This window comes from Pseudomonas sp. PSE14 (assembly GCF_029203285.1).
Lineage (GTDB): Bacteria > Pseudomonadota > Gammaproteobacteria > Pseudomonadales > Pseudomonadaceae > Pseudomonas.
Map to the genome: position 1 here is coordinate 1,202,456 of NZ_CP115669.1, position 17,768 is coordinate 1,220,223.

18 protein-coding genes and 1 riboswitch are annotated in these 17,768 nt (G+C 63.6%); of the genes, 14 read left to right on the top strand and 4 right to left on the bottom strand.

Annotated elements, in window-relative coordinates:
- Nucleotides 1-42: 42 nt before the first annotated feature.
- Nucleotides 43-1,848, bottom strand: coding sequence for an AmpG family muropeptide MFS transporter (locus O6P39_RS05600; RefSeq protein WP_275610408.1), 1,806 nt, complete (start codon nt 1,846-1,848; stop codon nt 43-45).
- Between the two features lie 41 nt (nt 1,849-1,889).
- Entirely contained in the window at nt 1,890-2,264 is a 375-nt protein-coding gene (locus O6P39_RS05605; protein ID WP_207883823.1) for an MGMT family protein, read from the bottom strand.
- A 194-nt stretch (nt 2,265-2,458) separates the two neighbouring features.
- Between O6P39_RS05605 and O6P39_RS05610 the strand changes: the two genes are divergently transcribed.
- A complete protein-coding gene (locus O6P39_RS05610) occupies nt 2,459-3,460 on the top strand; it encodes a DUF481 domain-containing protein (RefSeq protein WP_275610409.1) in 1,002 nt (333 codons plus the stop codon).
- Nucleotides 3,461-3,810: 350 nt separating this feature from the next.
- On the opposite strand, the gene O6P39_RS05615 is transcribed toward O6P39_RS05610, so the two are convergent.
- Nucleotides 3,811-4,569 (bottom strand): SDR family oxidoreductase, encoded by a 759-nt coding sequence (locus tag O6P39_RS05615; RefSeq protein WP_275610410.1) that lies wholly within the window; start codon nt 4,567-4,569, stop codon nt 3,811-3,813.
- A gap of 108 nt (nt 4,570-4,677) precedes the next feature.
- Between O6P39_RS05615 and O6P39_RS05620 the strand changes: the two genes are divergently transcribed.
- The 13 genes from O6P39_RS05620 (at nt 4,678) to O6P39_RS05680 (ending at nt 15,713) form a co-directional block, all read left to right on the top strand.
- Nucleotides 4,678-5,415: a HugZ family protein gene (locus O6P39_RS05620; protein WP_275610411.1), complete on the top strand. Its 738-nt coding sequence runs from the start codon at nt 4,678-4,680 to the stop codon at nt 5,413-5,415.
- 74 nt (nt 5,416-5,489) lie between these two features.
- A complete protein-coding gene (locus O6P39_RS05625; protein ID WP_275610412.1) occupies nt 5,490-5,957 on the top strand; it encodes an FxsA family protein in 468 nt (155 codons plus the stop codon).
- A 236-nt stretch (nt 5,958-6,193) separates the two neighbouring features.
- On the top strand, nt 6,194-6,487 hold the full coding sequence (locus O6P39_RS05630) for a co-chaperone GroES (RefSeq protein WP_009617968.1): 294 nt from the start codon (nt 6,194-6,196) through the stop codon (nt 6,485-6,487).
- Between the two features lie 49 nt (nt 6,488-6,536).
- Nucleotides 6,537-8,177, top strand: coding sequence for a chaperonin GroEL (groL, locus tag O6P39_RS05635; RefSeq protein ID WP_275610413.1), 1,641 nt, complete (start codon nt 6,537-6,539; stop codon nt 8,175-8,177).
- A gap of 73 nt (nt 8,178-8,250) precedes the next feature.
- A riboswitch (Fluoride riboswitch) is annotated at nt 8,251-8,313 on the top strand.
- Nucleotides 8,314-8,378: 65 nt separating this feature from the next.
- Nucleotides 8,379-8,762, top strand: a complete 384-nt coding sequence (gene crcB / locus O6P39_RS05640) for a fluoride efflux transporter CrcB (RefSeq protein ID WP_275610414.1) — start codon at nt 8,379-8,381, stop codon at nt 8,760-8,762.
- Nucleotides 8,763-8,778: 16 nt separating this feature from the next.
- Nucleotides 8,779-9,099: a DUF190 domain-containing protein gene (locus O6P39_RS05645; RefSeq protein WP_275610415.1), complete on the top strand. Its 321-nt coding sequence runs from the start codon at nt 8,779-8,781 to the stop codon at nt 9,097-9,099.
- A gap of 126 nt (nt 9,100-9,225) precedes the next feature.
- Nucleotides 9,226-9,909 carry a response regulator transcription factor gene (locus O6P39_RS05650; protein WP_275610416.1) on the top strand — a complete coding sequence of 228 codons (684 nt, stop codon included), beginning with the start codon at nt 9,226-9,228 and terminating at the stop codon, nt 9,907-9,909.
- Entirely contained in the window at nt 9,899-11,173 is a 1,275-nt protein-coding gene (locus O6P39_RS05655) for a HAMP domain-containing sensor histidine kinase (RefSeq protein WP_275610417.1), read from the top strand. Before O6P39_RS05650 ends, O6P39_RS05655 begins: the two co-directional genes overlap by 11 nt.
- Nucleotides 11,174-11,255: 82 nt before the next feature.
- Nucleotides 11,256-11,927: a class I SAM-dependent methyltransferase gene (locus O6P39_RS05660; RefSeq protein WP_275610418.1), complete on the top strand. Its 672-nt coding sequence runs from the start codon at nt 11,256-11,258 to the stop codon at nt 11,925-11,927.
- Nucleotides 11,928-11,929: 2 nt separating this feature from the next.
- Complete coding sequence (locus O6P39_RS05665) at nt 11,930-12,634, top strand: lipopolysaccharide kinase InaA family protein (protein WP_275610419.1); 705 nt, start codon at nt 11,930-11,932, stop codon at nt 12,632-12,634.
- Complete coding sequence (locus O6P39_RS05670; RefSeq protein ID WP_275610420.1) at nt 12,631-12,855, top strand: hypothetical protein; 225 nt, start codon at nt 12,631-12,633, stop codon at nt 12,853-12,855. Before O6P39_RS05665 ends, O6P39_RS05670 begins: the two co-directional genes overlap by 4 nt.
- Nucleotides 12,856-12,947: 92 nt before the next feature.
- Complete coding sequence (gene pncB / locus O6P39_RS05675) at nt 12,948-14,147, top strand: nicotinate phosphoribosyltransferase (protein WP_275610421.1); 1,200 nt, start codon at nt 12,948-12,950, stop codon at nt 14,145-14,147.
- Between the two features lie 78 nt (nt 14,148-14,225).
- Entirely contained in the window at nt 14,226-15,713 is a 1,488-nt protein-coding gene (locus O6P39_RS05680) for a helicase HerA-like domain-containing protein (RefSeq protein ID WP_275610422.1), read from the top strand.
- A 132-nt stretch (nt 15,714-15,845) separates the two neighbouring features.
- Here the strand turns inward: O6P39_RS05680 and O6P39_RS05685 are convergent, their stop codons facing one another.
- Nucleotides 15,846-17,735 (bottom strand): methyl-accepting chemotaxis protein, encoded by a 1,890-nt coding sequence (locus tag O6P39_RS05685; RefSeq protein ID WP_275610423.1) that lies wholly within the window; start codon nt 17,733-17,735, stop codon nt 15,846-15,848.
- Between the last annotated feature and the right edge of the window lie 33 nt (nt 17,736-17,768).

Below are 17,768 nucleotides of genomic sequence, written 5' to 3' on the forward strand. Positions count from 1 at the left end.
AAAAGGCCGGCATTCGCCGGCCTTTTTCTTTTTCATTGCGCGTTAGTGACGCTCCGCGCTGGGCTGCGCCTGGCTCTCGGGCGGTTCGTCCGGCGCGCCGTTGGTCATGTCGCCACGGTTATGCAGCCAGAGCCAGCCGATCAGCAGCAGGGTCGGAACGCCGAGCAGGGCGGTGAAGAAGAAGAACCGCTCGTAGCCCATGCCTTCGACCATGGTCCCGGAGTAGCCACCGATGAAACGCGGCAGCAGCAGCATGGTGGAGCTGAGCATGGCGTACTGGGTGGCGGAGAACTTCAGGTTGGTCAGGCTCGACAGGTAGGCGACGAAGGCCGAGGTGGCCAGGCCGCCGCTGAAGTTGTCGAGCATGATGGTCACCACCAGCATGGTCACGTGCGGCTCCAGCACCTTGAGCAGTGCGAACACGTTCTGGCTCATCAGCTGCGGATCGTCGATGGCGCCCATCTGCGCCAGCATGGCGAACAGCAGGTTGGTGGCCGCCGAGGCCGCACCGCCGATGAACAGGATCGGCAGGATGCTGAAGCGGGCGATCAGCACGCCGCCGGCCGCAGCGCCAACCAGCGTCATGACCACGCCGAACAGCTTGCTGACGGTGGCGATGGTGTCCTTGGTGAAGCCCATGTCGATGTAGAACACGCTGGCCATGGTACCCATGACGGTGTCGGACATCCGGTAGGTGGAAATCAGGCCGAGCAGCAGCAGCGCCTGCCAGCGGTAGCGGCGAACGAACTCGGTGATCGGCGTGAGCACCGGTGCCATCAGCAGGCGGCCTGGCGCGGAAATGCAGCTCAGGGCGATCAGCAGGTACAGCGAGGCCAGCCACCACTTGCCGGTACTGGCCATGCCATAGAACGCAGTGCTGGTCACCAGCAGGATGATCAGCACCATCACCGACACGGCCTGGTGGACGAAGTCGAACTGCGGCAGGCCCTTGCCATGTACGGCGAGCAGCAGAGGGCGGCGCACCTTCGACAGCAGCTCGCGCACCGGGCGGATCTGCCGCCGCCCGTGCGGGGTCATGCAGATACCGATGAAGATGGCGTAGAGCGCGGCGCGTGGCCAGGCCTGGTTGGTCAGTGCGGTGAGCATCGCCGGCACCGAGATCAGCAGTACCAGCAACTGCAGTACCGAGAGCACCTGGTGGTTGAAGGCGAATGCCGAGCTGCCGGCCTGGGGCTGCACGTTCACCGGCGGCTCGCGCATCAGCAGGGTGGTGATCAGGCCGGGGAGGATGGCCAGCGAACACACCGCGTAGGTGAGCGCCCAGGCCGACTGGCTGTAATGCAGGACGCTGGAGCCGGCCCACTCGGCGAGGAACAGCACGCCCGCGGTGGCGAACAGCACGGCGACGCGGTAGCCGGTCATGTAGCAGGCGGCGAGGGCGGCCTGGCGGGTGTTCTCGGCGATCTCCAGGCGGTAGGCATCGATGGCGATGTCCTGGGTGGCGGAGCCGAACGCCACCACCATCGCCAGGCAGATCAGCCAGTTCAGGTGCGCTTGCGGGTTGCACAGGGCCATGCCGAGCAGGCCCAAGGCGATCAGACCCTGGCAGAACACCAGCCAGGAGCGGCGGCGGCCGAGTCGTCCGATGACGGGCAGGCGCCACTGGTCGAGCATCGGCGACCACACCCATTTGAAGGCGTAGACCAGCCCGATCCAGCTGGCGAAGCCGATGGTTTCCCGAGCGACACCCGCCTCACGCAACCACACCGAGAGAGTGGAGAGCACCAGCATGTACGGCAGGCCGGCGGCGAATCCCAGCAGCAAAAGCGCGAGGCTGGCGGGAGACTTGTAGGCAATCCATGCCTCTCGCCAGGAATGCTCTTTCATGGGGGTTGTATTCCAGCAGATCGAAAATTACGCGAACTCTACTAGGACTGCTCGCTGCTAGGCCAGCCGTGCCGACGTATGTCCACCCTATCGTTATGGATTCTGACACCCTCCGCACGCAATCGTGCGCGCTGCTCGTTACCCGACGGAGTACCTTGCGCGAGGCTGATGCGACCGCCCGCGGCGATCACCCGATGCCAGGGCAGGCGGGTATCGGCCGGCAGTTGTCCGAGAATGCGCCCGACCAGGCGCGCGGCGCGCCCAAGACCGGCCAGGCGGGCCAGTTCGCCGTAGCTGACGACGCATCCCTCGGGTACCTGGGCGAGCACCAGGAAGATGGCCTCGCGGCGCACCTGCAGGCTTTCCAGCCCGAGGTCGGCAGGGGGAGCGGGGGAGTCGGTCTTGCGCTTGGGCATGGCGTGATCACGTTTCGCGGCATACCGGGGCAGCATATCGGGATGTCGGCGATGGGCAAATCGTTGCCGGACTGAAACCCATCTGTCAGTGCGGATGAACTTCCCCGGACAGGGGCCGGTCAGTCCTTGCTCAAGCGTCGGGTGTCTGGATAATGCCCGGCTTTTTTGCCCACAGAGCCCGTTGACCCAGACTCATGCTGTCCAGAAACCTGCTGTTTGTTGCACTTGCCAGTTGTTCACTTTCCGCCGTTGCCGACACCGTTTGGCTGAAGAACGGCGACCGCCTCACCGGTACGATCAAGCTCTACGACGGCGGCAAATTGCTGCTCAGTACCCAGTACGGCGGCGACATCACCCTGAAGGGCGACCAGATCGCCACCCTCGAGACCGACCAGAACCTGCTGGTGAAGTACGACGAGGAAAATGGCGAGCACTCCAAGGGCCTCAAGGCCGCCGAGCCAGGCAAGGTCACCCTGGTCAATGGTTCGCCACGCACCGTGGACGTGGCCAGCATCGAGCAGATGATGCCGCCCAAGCCGATTCTCGAAGACTGGGTGTGGACCGGCAACGTCGACTTCTCCCTCGACCACAAGCAGGCCGAGAACGATGTCGAGGACTATGACATCGACTTCAAGACCAACGCCCGCCACGGCCGCTGGCGACACAACCTGCAGGGCGAATACAACCGCGAGAAGAAGAATGACTCGGTCAGCACCAACAACTACTCGGCCGAGTACGCGCTGGACCGCTTCCTCGATGAACACTGGTTCTGGCAGGGCCAGGCGCAGTACAAGCGCGACTGGGTCGAGGACCTGGAGAAGAAGCGCACCGTCGGCACCGGTCCGGGTTACCAGTTCTGGGACAACGAGCTGGGCGCCTTCTCCCTGGCTACCCTGATCAACCGCAACGATTACGAATTCACCGATAACGAGAAGGACCACTTCTACTCCAGCAGCGTGAAGTGGGACTACAACCGCTTCCTGCTGGCCAAGCAGTTCGAGCTGTTCACCAACGGCGAGGTCAGCAAGCCGCTGGAGTCCAACGTGGACTACGAGCTCGATAGCGAGGCGGGTGTGCGTTACAAGTTGACCTCCTGGGCGTCCCTGAGCCTCAAGGCGGAATGGGACAAGCTCAGTGGTCACGATGGTGATGTGAACGAGCGTCGCTACACCCTGGGCCTGGGTGTGGGCTGGTAGTGCTTCGACGCCGGCACGCGCTGCTTTCCGTAGGAGCGGAGCTTCTCCGCGAAATCCCGGCGTTGGGACCGCTGTTGTGGCCGGCCTTGCAGCCGAATCGCGGATAAGATCCGCTCCTACAAGATCAAAGGCCCCTCACCCTAATTCTCTCCCGCAAGCGGGAGAGGGGACTGTTCGGTGCAGGTTGAACCATAGTGTCAGCCGGCTCGGAGGGCTCCCTCTCCCTGAGGGAGAGGGCTGGGGTGAGGGGGAAACGCAGGCAGGGATTAACCCGGTAGAAGACAGTTGCTCCTACGAGAGCTCCAATAAAAAGCCCCGCACTAGGCGGGGCTTTTTATTGGCCGGGGAGATTACAGACGCAGACCGCCGTCCAGCTCCAGCACGCGGCCGGTGTAGTAGTCGTTCTCGAGGATGTAGGCCACCGAGTGGGCGATTTCCATCGGCTTGCCCAGGCGCTTGAGCGGAATGCCGGAGGTCATTTTCTCCAGGGCCTCGGGCTTCATGCTGGCGACCATGTCGGTCTCGATGAAGCCCGGTGCAACGCCGGCCACGCGGATGCCGTAGCGCGCCAGTTCCTTCGCCCAGACCACGGTGTCGGCGGCGACACCGGCCTTGGCCGCGGAGTAGTTGGCCTGGCCCATGTTGCCGGCGCGGGAGATGGAGGAGATGTTGATGATCGCGCCTTCGTTCTTCAGTTCGATCATCTTCGCGGCGACTTCACGGGTGCAGAGGAACACGCCGGTCAGGTTCACGTCGATCACCGCCTGCCACTGGGCAAGGCTCATCTTGCTCATCTCGCCGTCCTTGACCTTGATGGTCAGGCCGTCACGCAGGATGCCGGCATTGTTGACCAGGCCGTTGATGGCGCCGAAGTCGCTGGCGACCTGGGCCACCATATGGGTAACCTGTTCCTCATTGGCGACGTTGCACAGATAGGCGCGAGCGTCACCGCCGGCGGCCTTGCAGGCAGCCACGGCTTCGTCCAGTTTTTCGGCGTTGAGGTCGACCAGCGCCAGGCGGGCGCCCTTGGCGGCGAGATACTCGCCCATGGCACGCCCCAGGCCCTGACAGCCCCCGGTGATGATGATGACCTTGTCTTTCAATTGCATCTGAACAACCCCACGAACAGTTTCTGGTGAGAGGCCTCGCCGGCAGCTGAGAACAGAGTCATCCTGCCCGTCCGTTTTACGACGGATTCTTTGCGAGGAGTCATAAAGGTGAGCGTGAAAGCCGCTAAGAATGCCCGAGAATTGCTGCTCAAGGAATACCGCGCAGTCCTCTCCACCCACTCGAAAAAGTGGCCGGGATTCCCCTTTGGCTCGGTGGTGCCTTACTGCCTGGACGCGGCGGGCCGGCCGCTGATCCTGATCAGCCGCATCGCCCAGCACACCCATAACCTGCTGCAGGACGGCAAGTGTTCGCTGCTGATCGGCGAACGCAGCGCTGACGACATCCAGGCCGCCGGCCGCCTGACCCTGCTGGCCGAGGCGCGGCAGATCGAGGACGTGGACGCCATCGCCGACGCCGCCGAGCGCTACTACCGTTACTTCCCCGGTTCGCAGGACTACCACATCGTCCATGACTTCGATTTCTGGGTGCTGGAGCCGGTGCAATGGCGCTACATCGGCGGTTTCGGCGACATCCACTGGCTGAGCGCCGAGAGCGTGCCGCTGGCCAATCCCTTCGTCGGTGAAGTGGAGCGCAGCATGGTCGGGCACATGAACAGCGACCATGCCAATGCCGTGGCGCACTATGTCCAACTGGCCGAACTGCCGGGCGAGGCAACGCCGGAGCTGGCGGGAATTGATACAGAAGGTTTCCACCTGCGTATCGGCCAGGTCCTGCACTGGCTGCCCTTCCCCGCGCCGTGCGGCGATCCTGGCGAGGTCCGCCAGGCGCTGGTGCAGCTGGCGCGGGCGGAGGTCTGGCCGGGCAATGAAGTGATCCAGGCTTGAGCGACCCTTGAAATCAGGGCGGGGCGTCGCCACCTAGCCTTTACCCGGGCAATTGCCCCGCCAAGGATTCACTGATGCGAGTTCCCCTTTTTCTGATTTTGTTGTTCCCGCTGATCGAACTGGCCGTGATGATCAAGGTCGGTAGCGTGATCGGCGTGGGTTGGACCCTTCTGTTGATCATCGCCGGCGCCTTCATCGGCGCCGCGGTGCTGCGCGTGGCCGGCTTCGCGACCGCGATGCGCGCCCGTGAGCGCCTGAGCCGCGGCGAGTTGCCCGAGCAGGAAATGCTCGATGGCCTGGTCATCGCCGTCGGTGGCGGCCTGCTGATGCTGCCGGGTTTCATCAGCGACATCATCGGCCTGTTCTGCCTGATCCCCTTCACCCGTCACCTGATGCTCGGCCGTGTGCGCCAGCGCATACAGGAGCAGGCCATGCGCCGGCGCGCCTTCGCCGACGATCCCGCTGCCCAGCAGCGTGGTGGCCCCAATGTGATTGAAGGGGAATACCAGCGCCGCGAGGAAGACCGCGACCGTCTGCGTTGAGCGGCGAGCGGCCCTGGCTGCCCGCGGCGTCCATCCGAGTAAAAATTTTTTCTTCATACCCTTGAAATGCCTTGTAGCGACCTTATGTACCGGTCACCGCAAGGTCCCTGTCACACGGACAGGCTGCTCTTTACGCGACTCGCCAACCGGGTCGCAAACCGGCACCGCCGGATTCAACAAAACCTGCCGGGCATCGATCCGGCCGTTGGAAATCACTGTTTGGGAGAGTTACGACTATGAAGCTTCGTCCTCTGCATGACCGCGTCGTCATCCGTCGCAGCGAGGAAGAGACCAAGACCGCAGGCGGCATCGTGCTGCCGGGTTCCGCCGCCGAGAAGCCGAACCGCGGTGAAGTAGTCGCCGTCGGCGCCGGCCGCGTGCTGGACAACGGCGAAGTTCGCGCTCTGGCAGTGAAAGTGGGTGACAAGGTGGTCTTCGGCCCGTACTCGGGCAGCAACGCCATCAAGGTCGACGGTGAAGAGCTGCTGGTGATGGGCGAGTCCGAGATCCTCGCCGTCCTGGAAGACTGATCCAGTCCGTCCCCCCAACCCACTGAATTCGATTTAGAGGAAAGAGAACATGGCTGCCAAAGAAGTTAAGTTCGGCGATTCCGCTCGCAAGAAAATGCTGGTCGGCGTGAACGTCCTGGCCGACGCTGTCAAAGCCACCCTCGGCCCGAAAGGCCGTAACGTGGTACTGGACAAGTCCTTCGGCGCTCCGACCATCACCAAGGATGGCGTGTCCGTTGCCAAGGAAATCGAGCTGAAAGACAAGTTCGAGAACATGGGCGCCCAGCTGGTGAAAGACGTTGCCTCCAAGGCCAACGACGCTGCCGGTGACGGCACCACCACCGCTACCGTTCTGGCCCAGGCCATCGTCAACGAAGGCCTGAAGGCCGTTGCCGCCGGCATGAACCCGATGGACCTGAAGCGCGGCATCGACAAGGCCACCGTGGCCATCGTTGCTCAGCTGAAAGACCTGGCCAAGCCGTGCGCCGACTCCAAGGCCATTGCTCAGGTTGGCACCATCTCCGCCAACTCCGACGAATCCATCGGCGAAATCATCGCTGAAGCCATGGACAAGGTCGGCAAGGAAGGCGTGATCACCGTTGAAGAAGGCTCGGGCCTGGAAAACGAACTGTCCGTCGTAGAAGGCATGCAGTTCGACCGCGGCTACCTGTCCCCCTACTTCATCAACAAGCCGGACACCATGGCTGCCGAGCTCGACAGCCCGCTGCTGCTGCTGGTCGACAAGAAGATCTCCAACATCCGCGAAATGCTGCCGGTGCTGGAAGCTGTCGCCAAGGCCGGTCGTCCGCTGCTGATCGTTGCTGAGGACGTCGAAGGCGAAGCCCTGGCCACCCTGGTGGTCAACAACATGCGCGGCATCGTCAAGGTCGCTGCTGTCAAGGCTCCGGGCTTCGGCGATCGCCGCAAGGCCATGCTGCAGGACATCGCCATCCTGACCGGCGGTACCGTCATCTCCGAAGAAGTCGGTCTGAGCCTGGAAGGCGCCACCCTGGAGCACCTGGGTAACGCCAAGCGCGTAGTCCTGAACAAGGAAAACACCACCATCATCGACGGCGCTGGCGCCCAGGCTGACATCGAAGCCCGCGTCCTGCAGATCCGCAAGCAGATCGAAGAGACCTCTTCGGACTACGACCGCGAGAAGCTGCAAGAGCGTCTGGCCAAGCTGGCCGGCGGTGTTGCCGTGATCAAGGTTGGCGCTGCCACCGAAGTCGAGATGAAAGAGAAGAAGGCCCGCGTCGAAGACGCCCTGCACGCTACCCGTGCTGCGGTGGAAGAGGGCGTGGTTCCTGGCGGTGGCGTGGCCCTGGTGCGCGCTCTGCAAGCCATCGAAGGCCTGAAGGGCGACAACGAAGAGCAGAACGTCGGTATCGCTCTGCTGCGTCGCGCTGTCGAAGCTCCGCTGCGCCAGATCGTTGCCAACGCCGGTGACGAGCCGAGCGTGGTGGTCGACAAGGTCAAGCAGGGTTCCGGCAACTTCGGCTTCAACGCCGCTACCGGTGTCTATGGCGACATGATCGAGATGGGCATCCTGGACCCGGCCAAGGTCACCCGTTCGGCCCTGCAGGCTGCTGCTTCCATCGGCGGTCTGATGATCACCACCGAGGCCATGGTTGCCGAAGTAGTGGACGACAAGGCTGCTCCGGCCATGCCGGACATGGGCGGCATGGGTGGCATGGGCGGCATGATGTAAGCCACCCGGCATCTGCTGTAAGAAGAAGCCCCGCCTAGGCGGGGCTTTTTCATGCGTGAGGGTTATGCCAGACTGCGCAGCAGGAGATGGCATTCCTCCTTCAACCGCCCTCGTGGCTGATGATGCCTACGCATTGACCTGGAAAGGCGCGTAGGCGCTCGCCTGCAGCCTGTCCAAAACATCCCTCCCAAGGACAGGATCATGTGGAAATCCATTCTCGCCGTATCCCTTGGCGCCGCCCTCGGTGCGCTGCTGCGCTGGATGCTCGGGCTCAAGCTCAACACGCTGCTGCCTTCCCTGCCGCCGGGCACGGTGGTCGCCAACCTGGTGGGCGGCTACATCATCGGCGCGGCCATCGCCTTCTTCGCCAATACCCCCGGCCTCGCGCCAGAATGGCGGTTACTGATCATTACCGGTTTCTGTGGCGGGCTGACCACCTTTTCGACCTTTTCGGCCGAGGTCGTGGTGCTGCTGCAGCAGGGCCGTCTGGTCTGGGCGCTGGGCGCGGTCGCCACGCACCTGGTGGGTTCGCTGCTGATGACCATGCTGGGTCTGCTGTCGATCCACTGGCTGATGGGGCGATGAAAACGGGGAGGTAGAGATGAACGGTTTCCAGTTGAAGTTCTTCACCCAGCAGGACCGCAAGCATGCCGGCCTGCCGGTGGCCCAGTGGCTGCTGGAGGAGGCGCGGCGGCAAGGTGTGCGCGGCGCGACCCTGATGACTGCGAGCGAAGGATTCGGCAAGACCGGGCGGATTCACTACACGCATTTCTTCGAGCTGGCCGATCAGCCGCAGGAGGTCACCATGGCGGTGACCGCCGAGGAGTCAGAACGGATCTTCGCGGTGATCCGCCAGGCCGGGGTCAAGTTGTTCTACGTGAAGACTCCGATCGAGTTCGGGGTCGTCGGCGAGGACGAGTGAGCCACGCCCAGCGCCGGGGCGGCTCGGCGCCGTTACCGCGCTCTCATTCGAATGTGAAATTTCTGTCAAACCCGTTTAAGTTCCATTTAAGGAAGATAGGCTAGGGTGCACTTCGGAGGAGAGTTCATGCGCATTCTGTTGGTTGAAGACAATCGGGACATTCTGGCGAACATGGCCGATTACCTCGGACTCAAGGGGTATACGGTGGATTGCGCGCAGGACGGGCTTTCCGGGCTGCATCTGGCAGCGACATCCCATTACGACCTGATTGTGCTCGACGTCATGCTGCCGGGGCTGGACGGCTTTACGCTGTGCCGCCGGTTGCGTGAGGACGCCCGGCGCGACACCCCGGTGATCATGCTCACCGCCCGCGACCAACTGGACGACCGCCTGCAGGGCTTCCGTTCCGGCGCCGACGATTACCTGTTGAAGCCGTTCGCCCTGTCGGAGCTGGCGGCCCGCATCGAGGCCGTGCTGCGCCGCAGCCAGGGCGGTGGACGCCGCGAGCTGCAGGTCGGCGACCTGAGCTACAACCTCGACACGCTGGAAGTGAACCGCAACGGCAAGCCGCTCAAGCTCAACCCTATCGGCCTGAAGCTGCTGGCGGTGCTGATGCAGAAGAGTCCCCACGTGGTGCGCCGCGACGTACTGGAAGAGGCGGTCTGGGGTGACGACTGCCCCGACAGCGACAGCCTGCGCAGCCACGTCCACCAACTTCGCCAGGTGATCGACAAGCCTTTCGATTCGTCGCTGCTGCACACCGTGCACGGCGTCGGCTACCGCCTGGCGGAGGAAGCGAATGGAGTATAAGCAGAGCCTTTCCCGACGGATTGTCTTTGCCTTCGTACTCATGACCGCCGCGGTCGGCGGACTCTTTTCGGTCGGGATCGTCGGGGTGGTCCATGTCGTCGAGGAGCGACTGATCTCCCACGATCTGGGCGGCGAGCTCGATCGGATTCTCCAGGCGGACCTGGCGATCGGCCAGGCCCCCAAGCTCGATCCCGGCATGCGCTTCTTCATCAGCGATGGCCAGGGTGTGTACGCCATGCCACCGGCGCTGCGCCGCCTGGATGAAGGGTTCCACGAGGTCTTCGACGGCGAGTTGTCCTTCCATGCGCTGGTGCGTGATGAGGGTGGCCGGCGCTTCGTGCTGCTGCAGGACCAGAGCGATTTCGAGGCGCGCGAGCAGGTTCTCTACGCCTCCGTGGTTACCGGCTACGTGCTCAGCCTGACGCTGGCCGGCCTGTTGGGCTGGCTGCTCTCGCGCAAGGTCATGGAGCCGGTGGCCCGCCTGGCGCGCCAGGTACGTCACCGCGACCAGTTGCTGGAGCTGGCGCCGCCGATGGCGCCGGACTATGCCCGTGACGAGGTTGGTGAGCTGGCATCGGCCTTCGATTACGCCATGGGCCGGCTGCACGACGTGCTGACCCGGGAAAAGCTTTTCACCAGTGACGTCAGCCACGAGTTGCGCACCCCGCTGATGGTGATCGCCACCAGCTGCGAACTGCTGGCCGAGGAACCCGGATTGAGCGCCAGGGCGCGTAGCCAATTGGCGCGGATGACCAGCGCCTGCGAGGAGATGCGTGACTTGGTCCAGACCTTCCTGCTGCTGGCACGCGCGCAGCGCAAGGATATGGGAATCGTCCCCCAGGCGGGACTTCTGCAGATCGCCGAGGAACTGGTCGGACAATGGCGTGGGCCGATCGAAGCGAAAGGGTTGCGACTGGAATTCGTGGGTGCGCAAGCCATGCCCGGCCAGTTCAACGCACCGTTCCTGCGCTCGGTAATGAGCAATTTATTGCGCAATGCGATGCATTACACCGAAACAGGCAGCATCCGCTTACAACTTTCCGCAACCGGATTCTGGGTCGAAGACACCGGTGCGGGAATCCCCGAAGAGCAGCGCGAACGCGTGTTCCAGCCGTTCGTGCGGGGCGCGAACCCGCGTGGCGAGGGGCTTGGGCTGGGGTTGTCGCTGGTCAAGCGCATCTGCGCCTCGGAAGGCTGGGACGTCAGTCTGCATCCTGTTGAACCACACGGCTGTCGCTTCGAAGTTTGCCTAGCCGTTCTTTGACGAAAACTTCACAAGTGAGTGACCGGGCTGTGACAGGCTGGTCGGTATCGTTCGATCTGAGATAGGGATAGGTAGACATCCGATGAGTGACAAACCCGTCGATCTGGAGTTTTCCCAGAAATACGACCGCAAGCATGCCGAGCGCTATCTGCGTAAACACCAGGCCGGGCTGTCGCGGAAACTTTCCCACTGGCGGGATGTCCAAGTTGCCCGCCAGGCACTCAAGCTCGCCGGTCAGCCCAATCTGGTGCTTGACCTGCCGTGCGGCGCCGGGCGCTTCTGGCCGATGCTGGCTGAAAAGGAAAACCGCGTGATCATCGGGGCGGACAACTCCCCGGACATGATCGCGGTTGCCTGTGCCGGACAGCCGGAAGAGGTTGTAAAACGCGTTCGACCTTTGCAGACTTCGGCGTTTGCCATCGATCTGCCCGACAACGCCGTCGACAGCATCTTCTCGATGCGCCTGATGCACCACATCGGCGAAGTGAGCGACCGGTTGACCATGTTGCGCGAGTTCCACCGCGTCACCCGTGACTCGGTGATCCTGTCGATGTGGGTGGATGGCAACTTCAAGTCCTGGAAACGCAAGCGCGCCGAAAGCTCTCGCAAGAAGCACGCCTACCAGAACCGTTTCGTGATTCCGGCCAAGACCATCGAGGCGGAGTTCCGCCAAGCAGGTTTCAAGGTTCAGGATCACATTGATTTCGTCCCGCTCATCCATATGTGGCGGGTCTACATTCTGCGTAAGGAATAACAATGGCCGCTGATCTGGCATCTCTGCAGCAAATTTCCGGTGAAAACGCTATCGATCGCTGGTTGCAGATTCCCGGCAAATGGGTAGAGGAACCGAATCGGCGGCGCGGCGGCGAAAGCGGCGTGCAGCGCGTCCTCACTGCTGACGGGCGCCTGCTGTACCGCAAGCAGCAGATGGGGCACATCTATCGCGATCTGCTGCATCCCTTCGGTTACCCCACCGCCATTCGTGAGCGTGATGCACTCAAGGCCGCAGAGGCCCTGGGTGTGAAGGTTCCGACCCTGGTCTACGCCGGTTGCCGCAAGGTCAACGGCGAATGGCAGGCGCTACTGGTGACCGAATCCCTTGACGGATTCTCCAGCCTGGAAGACTGCTACGCCCGTGGCGACCGCGAGCGTTGGGGCGAAGCGCTGCATCAACGCATTCTGCAACAATACGGTAGTACCCTCGCCAAACTTAACGCCGGCCATTGGCAACATGGCTGCCTGTACCTCAAGCACGTCTTCGTGCGGGTGGACGGCGACAAGATTGAAGTGGCGCTGATCGACATGGAGAAGGCCCGCCGACGTTTCAGCGCCCAGCGCGCTGCACGTCACGACCTTCGCCAGGTGAAACGCCGTTCGTCGTGGACAGAAGCGCAGTGGCAGGCCTTTGTCTATGGTTACCAAGCGGCGTTTGGCAGCGCCATCAAAGGGTTGCAGACATGAAATTAGAAATTACGCGAAGTTTGCTCCTGGTCGGCGCGCTCGGGGTGGCAACCCTGGCGGCAGCCGCTTGGCATGAACCCTCTCCCTCGGTCATTTCGAGCCGGGCGGACTCCTGTTCGATTCCGCCCAACATGCGTCACAAGGAGGCGGCCAGCCCGGACCAGGACCTGCTGCTGTTCCTGTTCGGCATGTCGCAGGGTGGCGTTGCGCAATCGCGCTGAGCTTCGTGTATCTGACAAGAACCCCGCTTCGGCGGGGTTTTTTGTGGGCGGCGGGTTTAGACTGCCGGTTCGAAGCCTGCAACGAGACGAGCATGAGCGACAGCGTATTTTCCCGGCGGATCGTGCAGAACCTGCTGGATACCGATTTCTACAAGCTGAGCATGATGCAGGCGGTGCTGCACAACTATCCCAACGCCGAAGTGGAGTGGGAGTTTCGCTGCCGCAACGAGGAAGACCTGCGGGCCTACCTGGACCCCGTCCGTGAGCAGGTCGAGTACCTGTCGCAGCTGTCCTTCGCACCCCAGGAGCTCGCCTTCCTCGAACGCATCCCGTTCTTCAAGCCGGACTTCATCCGCTTCCTCGGTCTGTTCCGCTTCAATCCCTGCTATGTGCAGATGGGCGTCGAGAATGGCGAGTTCTTCCTCCGCCTCAATGGCCCCTGGCTGCATGTGATCCTCTTCGAGGTGCCGCTGCTGGCGACCATCAGCGAGGTGCGCAATCGCCACCGCTATCCGGGCGCCTCGCTGACGGCGGTGCGTGATCGTCTGCAGGAGAAGTTCCTCTGGCTGCGTGGCGAGACCAGCGCCGAGGAACTGGCCGGGTTCAAGATGGCCGACTTCGGCACCCGCCGGCGCTTCTCCTATCCGGTGCAGGAGGCCGTGGTGCGGGACCTGCGCGATGGTTTCCCCGGTCACTTCGTCGGCACCAGCAATGTGCACCTGGCGCGCCAGCTGGGGGTGAAGCCTTTGGGCACCATGGCCCACGAATGGCTGATGGCGCACCAGCAGCTCGGCCCGCGGTTGATCGACAGCCAGGCCGCCGCGCTGGACTGCTGGGTTCGCGAATACCGTGGCCAGTTGGGCATCGCCTTGACCGACTGCATCACCATGGATGCCTTCCTGGCCGATTTCGACCTGTATTTCGCCAAGCTCTTCGACGGCCTGCGCCATGACTCGGGCGACCCGCTGGCGTGGGCGGAAAAGGCTATCCGTCATTACGAGCGCCTGGGCATCGATCCGCGCAGCAAGACCCTGGTGTTCTCAGACGGTCTGAATCTGCCGCGCGCCCTGGAAATCTACCGGGCGCTGCGCGGTCGTATCGACGTCAGCTTCGGCATCGGCACCCACTTCACCTGCGATGTGCCCGGTGCCACGCCGATGAACATCGTGCTGAAGATGGCCGCCTGCAACGGGCACCCGGTGGCGAAGATTTCCGATACGCCGGGCAAGACCCAGTGCAGGGATGAGAACTTCCTGCACTACCTCAAGCATGTCTTCAAAGTGCCGGGCTAGTCGATTGCGCAGTGCCGCGGGACGCGCCACTCTTGCTGTTGAATTCATCGCGACAGGCCCACTGAAGGGGAACAACGGATGTCATCCACGAACGAACTCATCATCGGCGCAGGTCCCGACGGCCAGCCGGTCGGCCAGGCCTGGAAGCTCGCCAACCGCCACGGCCTGATCGCCGGCGCTACCGGCACCGGCAAGACGGTCACCCTGCAGCGCCTGGCCGAGTCCTTCAGCGATGCTGGCATCGCGGTCTTCGCCGCCGACATCAAGGGCGACCTGTGCGGCATCGCCGCCGCCGGCAACCCACAGGGCAAGGTGGCCGAGCGCATCGCCAGCATGCCCTGGCTGAACTACACCCCCAAGGCCTATCCGGTGAGCCTGTGGGATGTGGCCGGCAAGTCCGGTCATCCGCTGCGTACCACGTTGTCGGAGATGGGGCCGCTGCTGCTGGCCAACCTGCTGGAGCTGACCGAGAGCCAGCAAGCCGCACTGTTCGCCGCATTCAAGGTGGCGGATCGCGAGGGGCTGCTGCTGCTCGACCTGAAGGACCTCAAGGCGCTGCTCAACCATTTCAAGGAACACCCGGAAATCCTCGGCGAGGACCGCGCGCTGTTCACCGCCGCCTCGTCCCAGGCCTTGCTGCGCCGTCTTGCGTTGCTGGAGCAGCAGGGTGCCGAGGCGTTCTTCGGCGAGCCGGCCTTGCAACTGGAGGACCTGCTGCGCCCCGAGGCCGACGGCCGTGGTCGCATCCACCTGCTGGACGCCAGCAAGCTGGTGCATGACGCGCCCAAGGTCTACGCCACCTTCCTGCTCTGGCTGCTGGCTGAGCTGTTCGAGCAGTTGCCCGAGCGCGGCGATGCTGACAAGCCGATTCTCGCGCTGTTCTTCGATGAGGCGCACCTGCTATTCAACGGCACGCCCAAGGCATTGCAGGACCGCCTGGAACAGGTGGTGCGGCTGATTCGCTCCAAGGGGGTGGGCGTGTATTTTGTCACTCAGTCGCCGAGCGACCTGCCCGATGACGTGCTGGCCCAGCTCGGCTTGCGCATCCAGCATGGCCTGCGGGCCTTCACCGCCAAGGAGCAGAAGTCGCTGCGCGCGGTGGCCGATGGGTTCCGTCCCAATCCGGCGTTCGACAGCCTCAAGGTGCTGACCGAGCTGGGCATCGGCGAAGCGCTGGTGGGCACGCTGGAGGAGAAGGGCACGCCGGCCATGGTCCAGCGCGTTGCCGTGGCGCCGCCGCAATCGCGCATCGGCCCGCTGACCGACGCCGAGCGTGCGGAAGTGATCCGCCGCTCGCCGCTGGCCGGCCGCTACGATCAACCGATCGATCGCGAGTCCGCGTACGAGAGGCTCACCGGGCGCGCTGACGACAAGATGGCGCCGACAGAGGCCAAACCGGAGGAGAAGGGCTTTGGTAGCGACCTGGGTGGGCTGGCCGGCGAGCTGCTTGGAACCCTGGCCAGCCAGACGGCGAAGACCGTGGTCCGGCAGGCGGCCAACCAGATTGGCCGACAGCTGGTGCGTGGATTGATGGGGGCGCTGTTGGGTGGGAGCAAGCGGCGCTGAGGACATTGGGCGGGCCCAGGTTCGCCCATAGCGGATAAGGGCCAGGCGCCCCCAGCGCGCCTACGAGAGCGGATTCCGCTTGCTCGCGAACAAAAAAGGCGCCCGAAGGCGCCTTTTGCTTTTCCACACCGATCAGATGCGGAAGCTGTCCACCAACTGGCGCAGACGGCCGGCCTGGTTCTCCAGGTCGGCGCAGGCGCGCAGGGTGGCCTGGAGGTTTTCCACGCCTTCCTGGTTCAGGGTGTTGATCTCGGTGATGTCCATGTTGAGCGAGTCGACCACGGCGGTCTGCTCCTCGGTGGCGGTGGCCACGGACTGGTTCATCGAGTCGATCTCGCCGATGCGGTGGGTGACGCTGGCCAGGCGCTCGCCGGCGCGGTTGGCGATCTCCACGCTTTCCAGGCTGTAGCGCTGGCTTTCGGTCATGGTGTCCACGGCTTCGCGGGCGCCGACCTGCAGTTCTTCGATCATCTTCTGGATCTGCTGGGCGGATTCCTGGGCGCGGTGGGCCAGGTTGCGCACCTCGTCGGCGACCACGGCGAAACCACGGCCGGCTTCCCCGGCGCGGGCGGCTTCGATGGCGGCGTTCAGCGCCAGCAGGTTGGTCTGCTCGGAGATGCCTTTGATCACTTCGAGGATCTGGCCGATGTTCACCGTGCGGCTGTTCAGCGCCTCGATGTTGGCGCAGGCGGAGCTGATCTTGTCCGACAGCTGGTTCATCGCGCTGATGGTCTGCTCGACCACCTGGCGGCCGTCGCCGGCCTGGTGCGAGGCATCGGTGGCATGGTGCGAGGCGTCGGCGGCGTTGCGGGCGATCTCCTGGGCGGCGGCGCCCAGCTCGTTGATCGCGGCGGCCACGCTGTTGGTGCGGTTGGCCTGTTCGTCGGAGTTGCTCATGGACGAGTTGGAGGCGTTGACCACCAGCTGTGAAACGTCATGCAGGCTGCGGGCGGTGGAGGCCACTTCGCGGATCGACTCGTGGATGCGCTCGACGAAGCGGTTGAAGGCGTTGGCCAGCACGCCGAACTCGTCGTTGCTGGCGACCTTAAGGCGCTGGGTGAGGTCGCCGTCGCCCTGGGCGATGTCCTGCATGGCGCGGCCCATGTCGTTCAGCGGGGCCATCAGCACGCGGATCAGCATGCCCAGCAGGAGCAGGATGGCGACGATGGCGATGATCGCGGCGACGCTGGCCGAGGCGCGGAACTTGCTCAGCATGGCGTAGGCGGCGTTCTTGTCGATGGACAGGCCGATGTACCAGTTCACCGAGGGCAACCCCTTCACCTGGGTGAAGCTGAGGATGCGGGTATGGCCGTCGAGTTCGGCCTCGCTGAAACCGCTGCCGATCGTCGGGGTGTTCTGTGGGTAGACCTCGGCCAGGGTCTTCATCACCAGGTTCTTGTCCGGGTGCACGAGGATCTTGCCGTCGCCGCTGACCAGGAAGGCGTAGCCCATGCCGCTGAAGTTCAGCGAGTTGATGATCTGTACCAGGGCCTGCAGGCCTAGGTCGCCACCAACCACGCCGACGGTCTTGCCGCCATTGCGGGCCGGTGTGGCAATGGTGATGACCAACTGCTGGGTAGCTGCGTCGATGTATGGCTCGGTCAGGGTGGTGCCGCCGGCGGCCTGGGCGTCCTTGTACCAGGGACGGGTACGTGGGTCGTAGCCGTCGGGCATGGCATCGTTCGGACGCATGGTGAAGGTGCCGTCTTCCTGGCCCAGGTAGGTGTAGTTGAACGTGCTGCGCAGGGTGTTCTGTTCCAGCAGCGCGGCAAGCTTGTCCGGTGCGTTGTCGCGGGCGATGGTCTGCGCCGTGTTTTCGATCAGCAGCAATCGGCCGCTCAGCCAGTTCTGGATATTGCTCGCGGTCACCGTGCCCATTTCCCGCTGGTAGTCTTCGAGATCCTCGCGGATCGCGTTGCGCTGCAGGTAATCGTTGTAGAGGGTGAAGAGGGCGAAAGCGGAGAAAACCACAAGCGAGGCGGCCAGGAGGATCTTATGGCTGAATTTCAGGCTCTTGATCATGCTGCGTCGAGTCCGGAGGTAGTGGGATGCCAG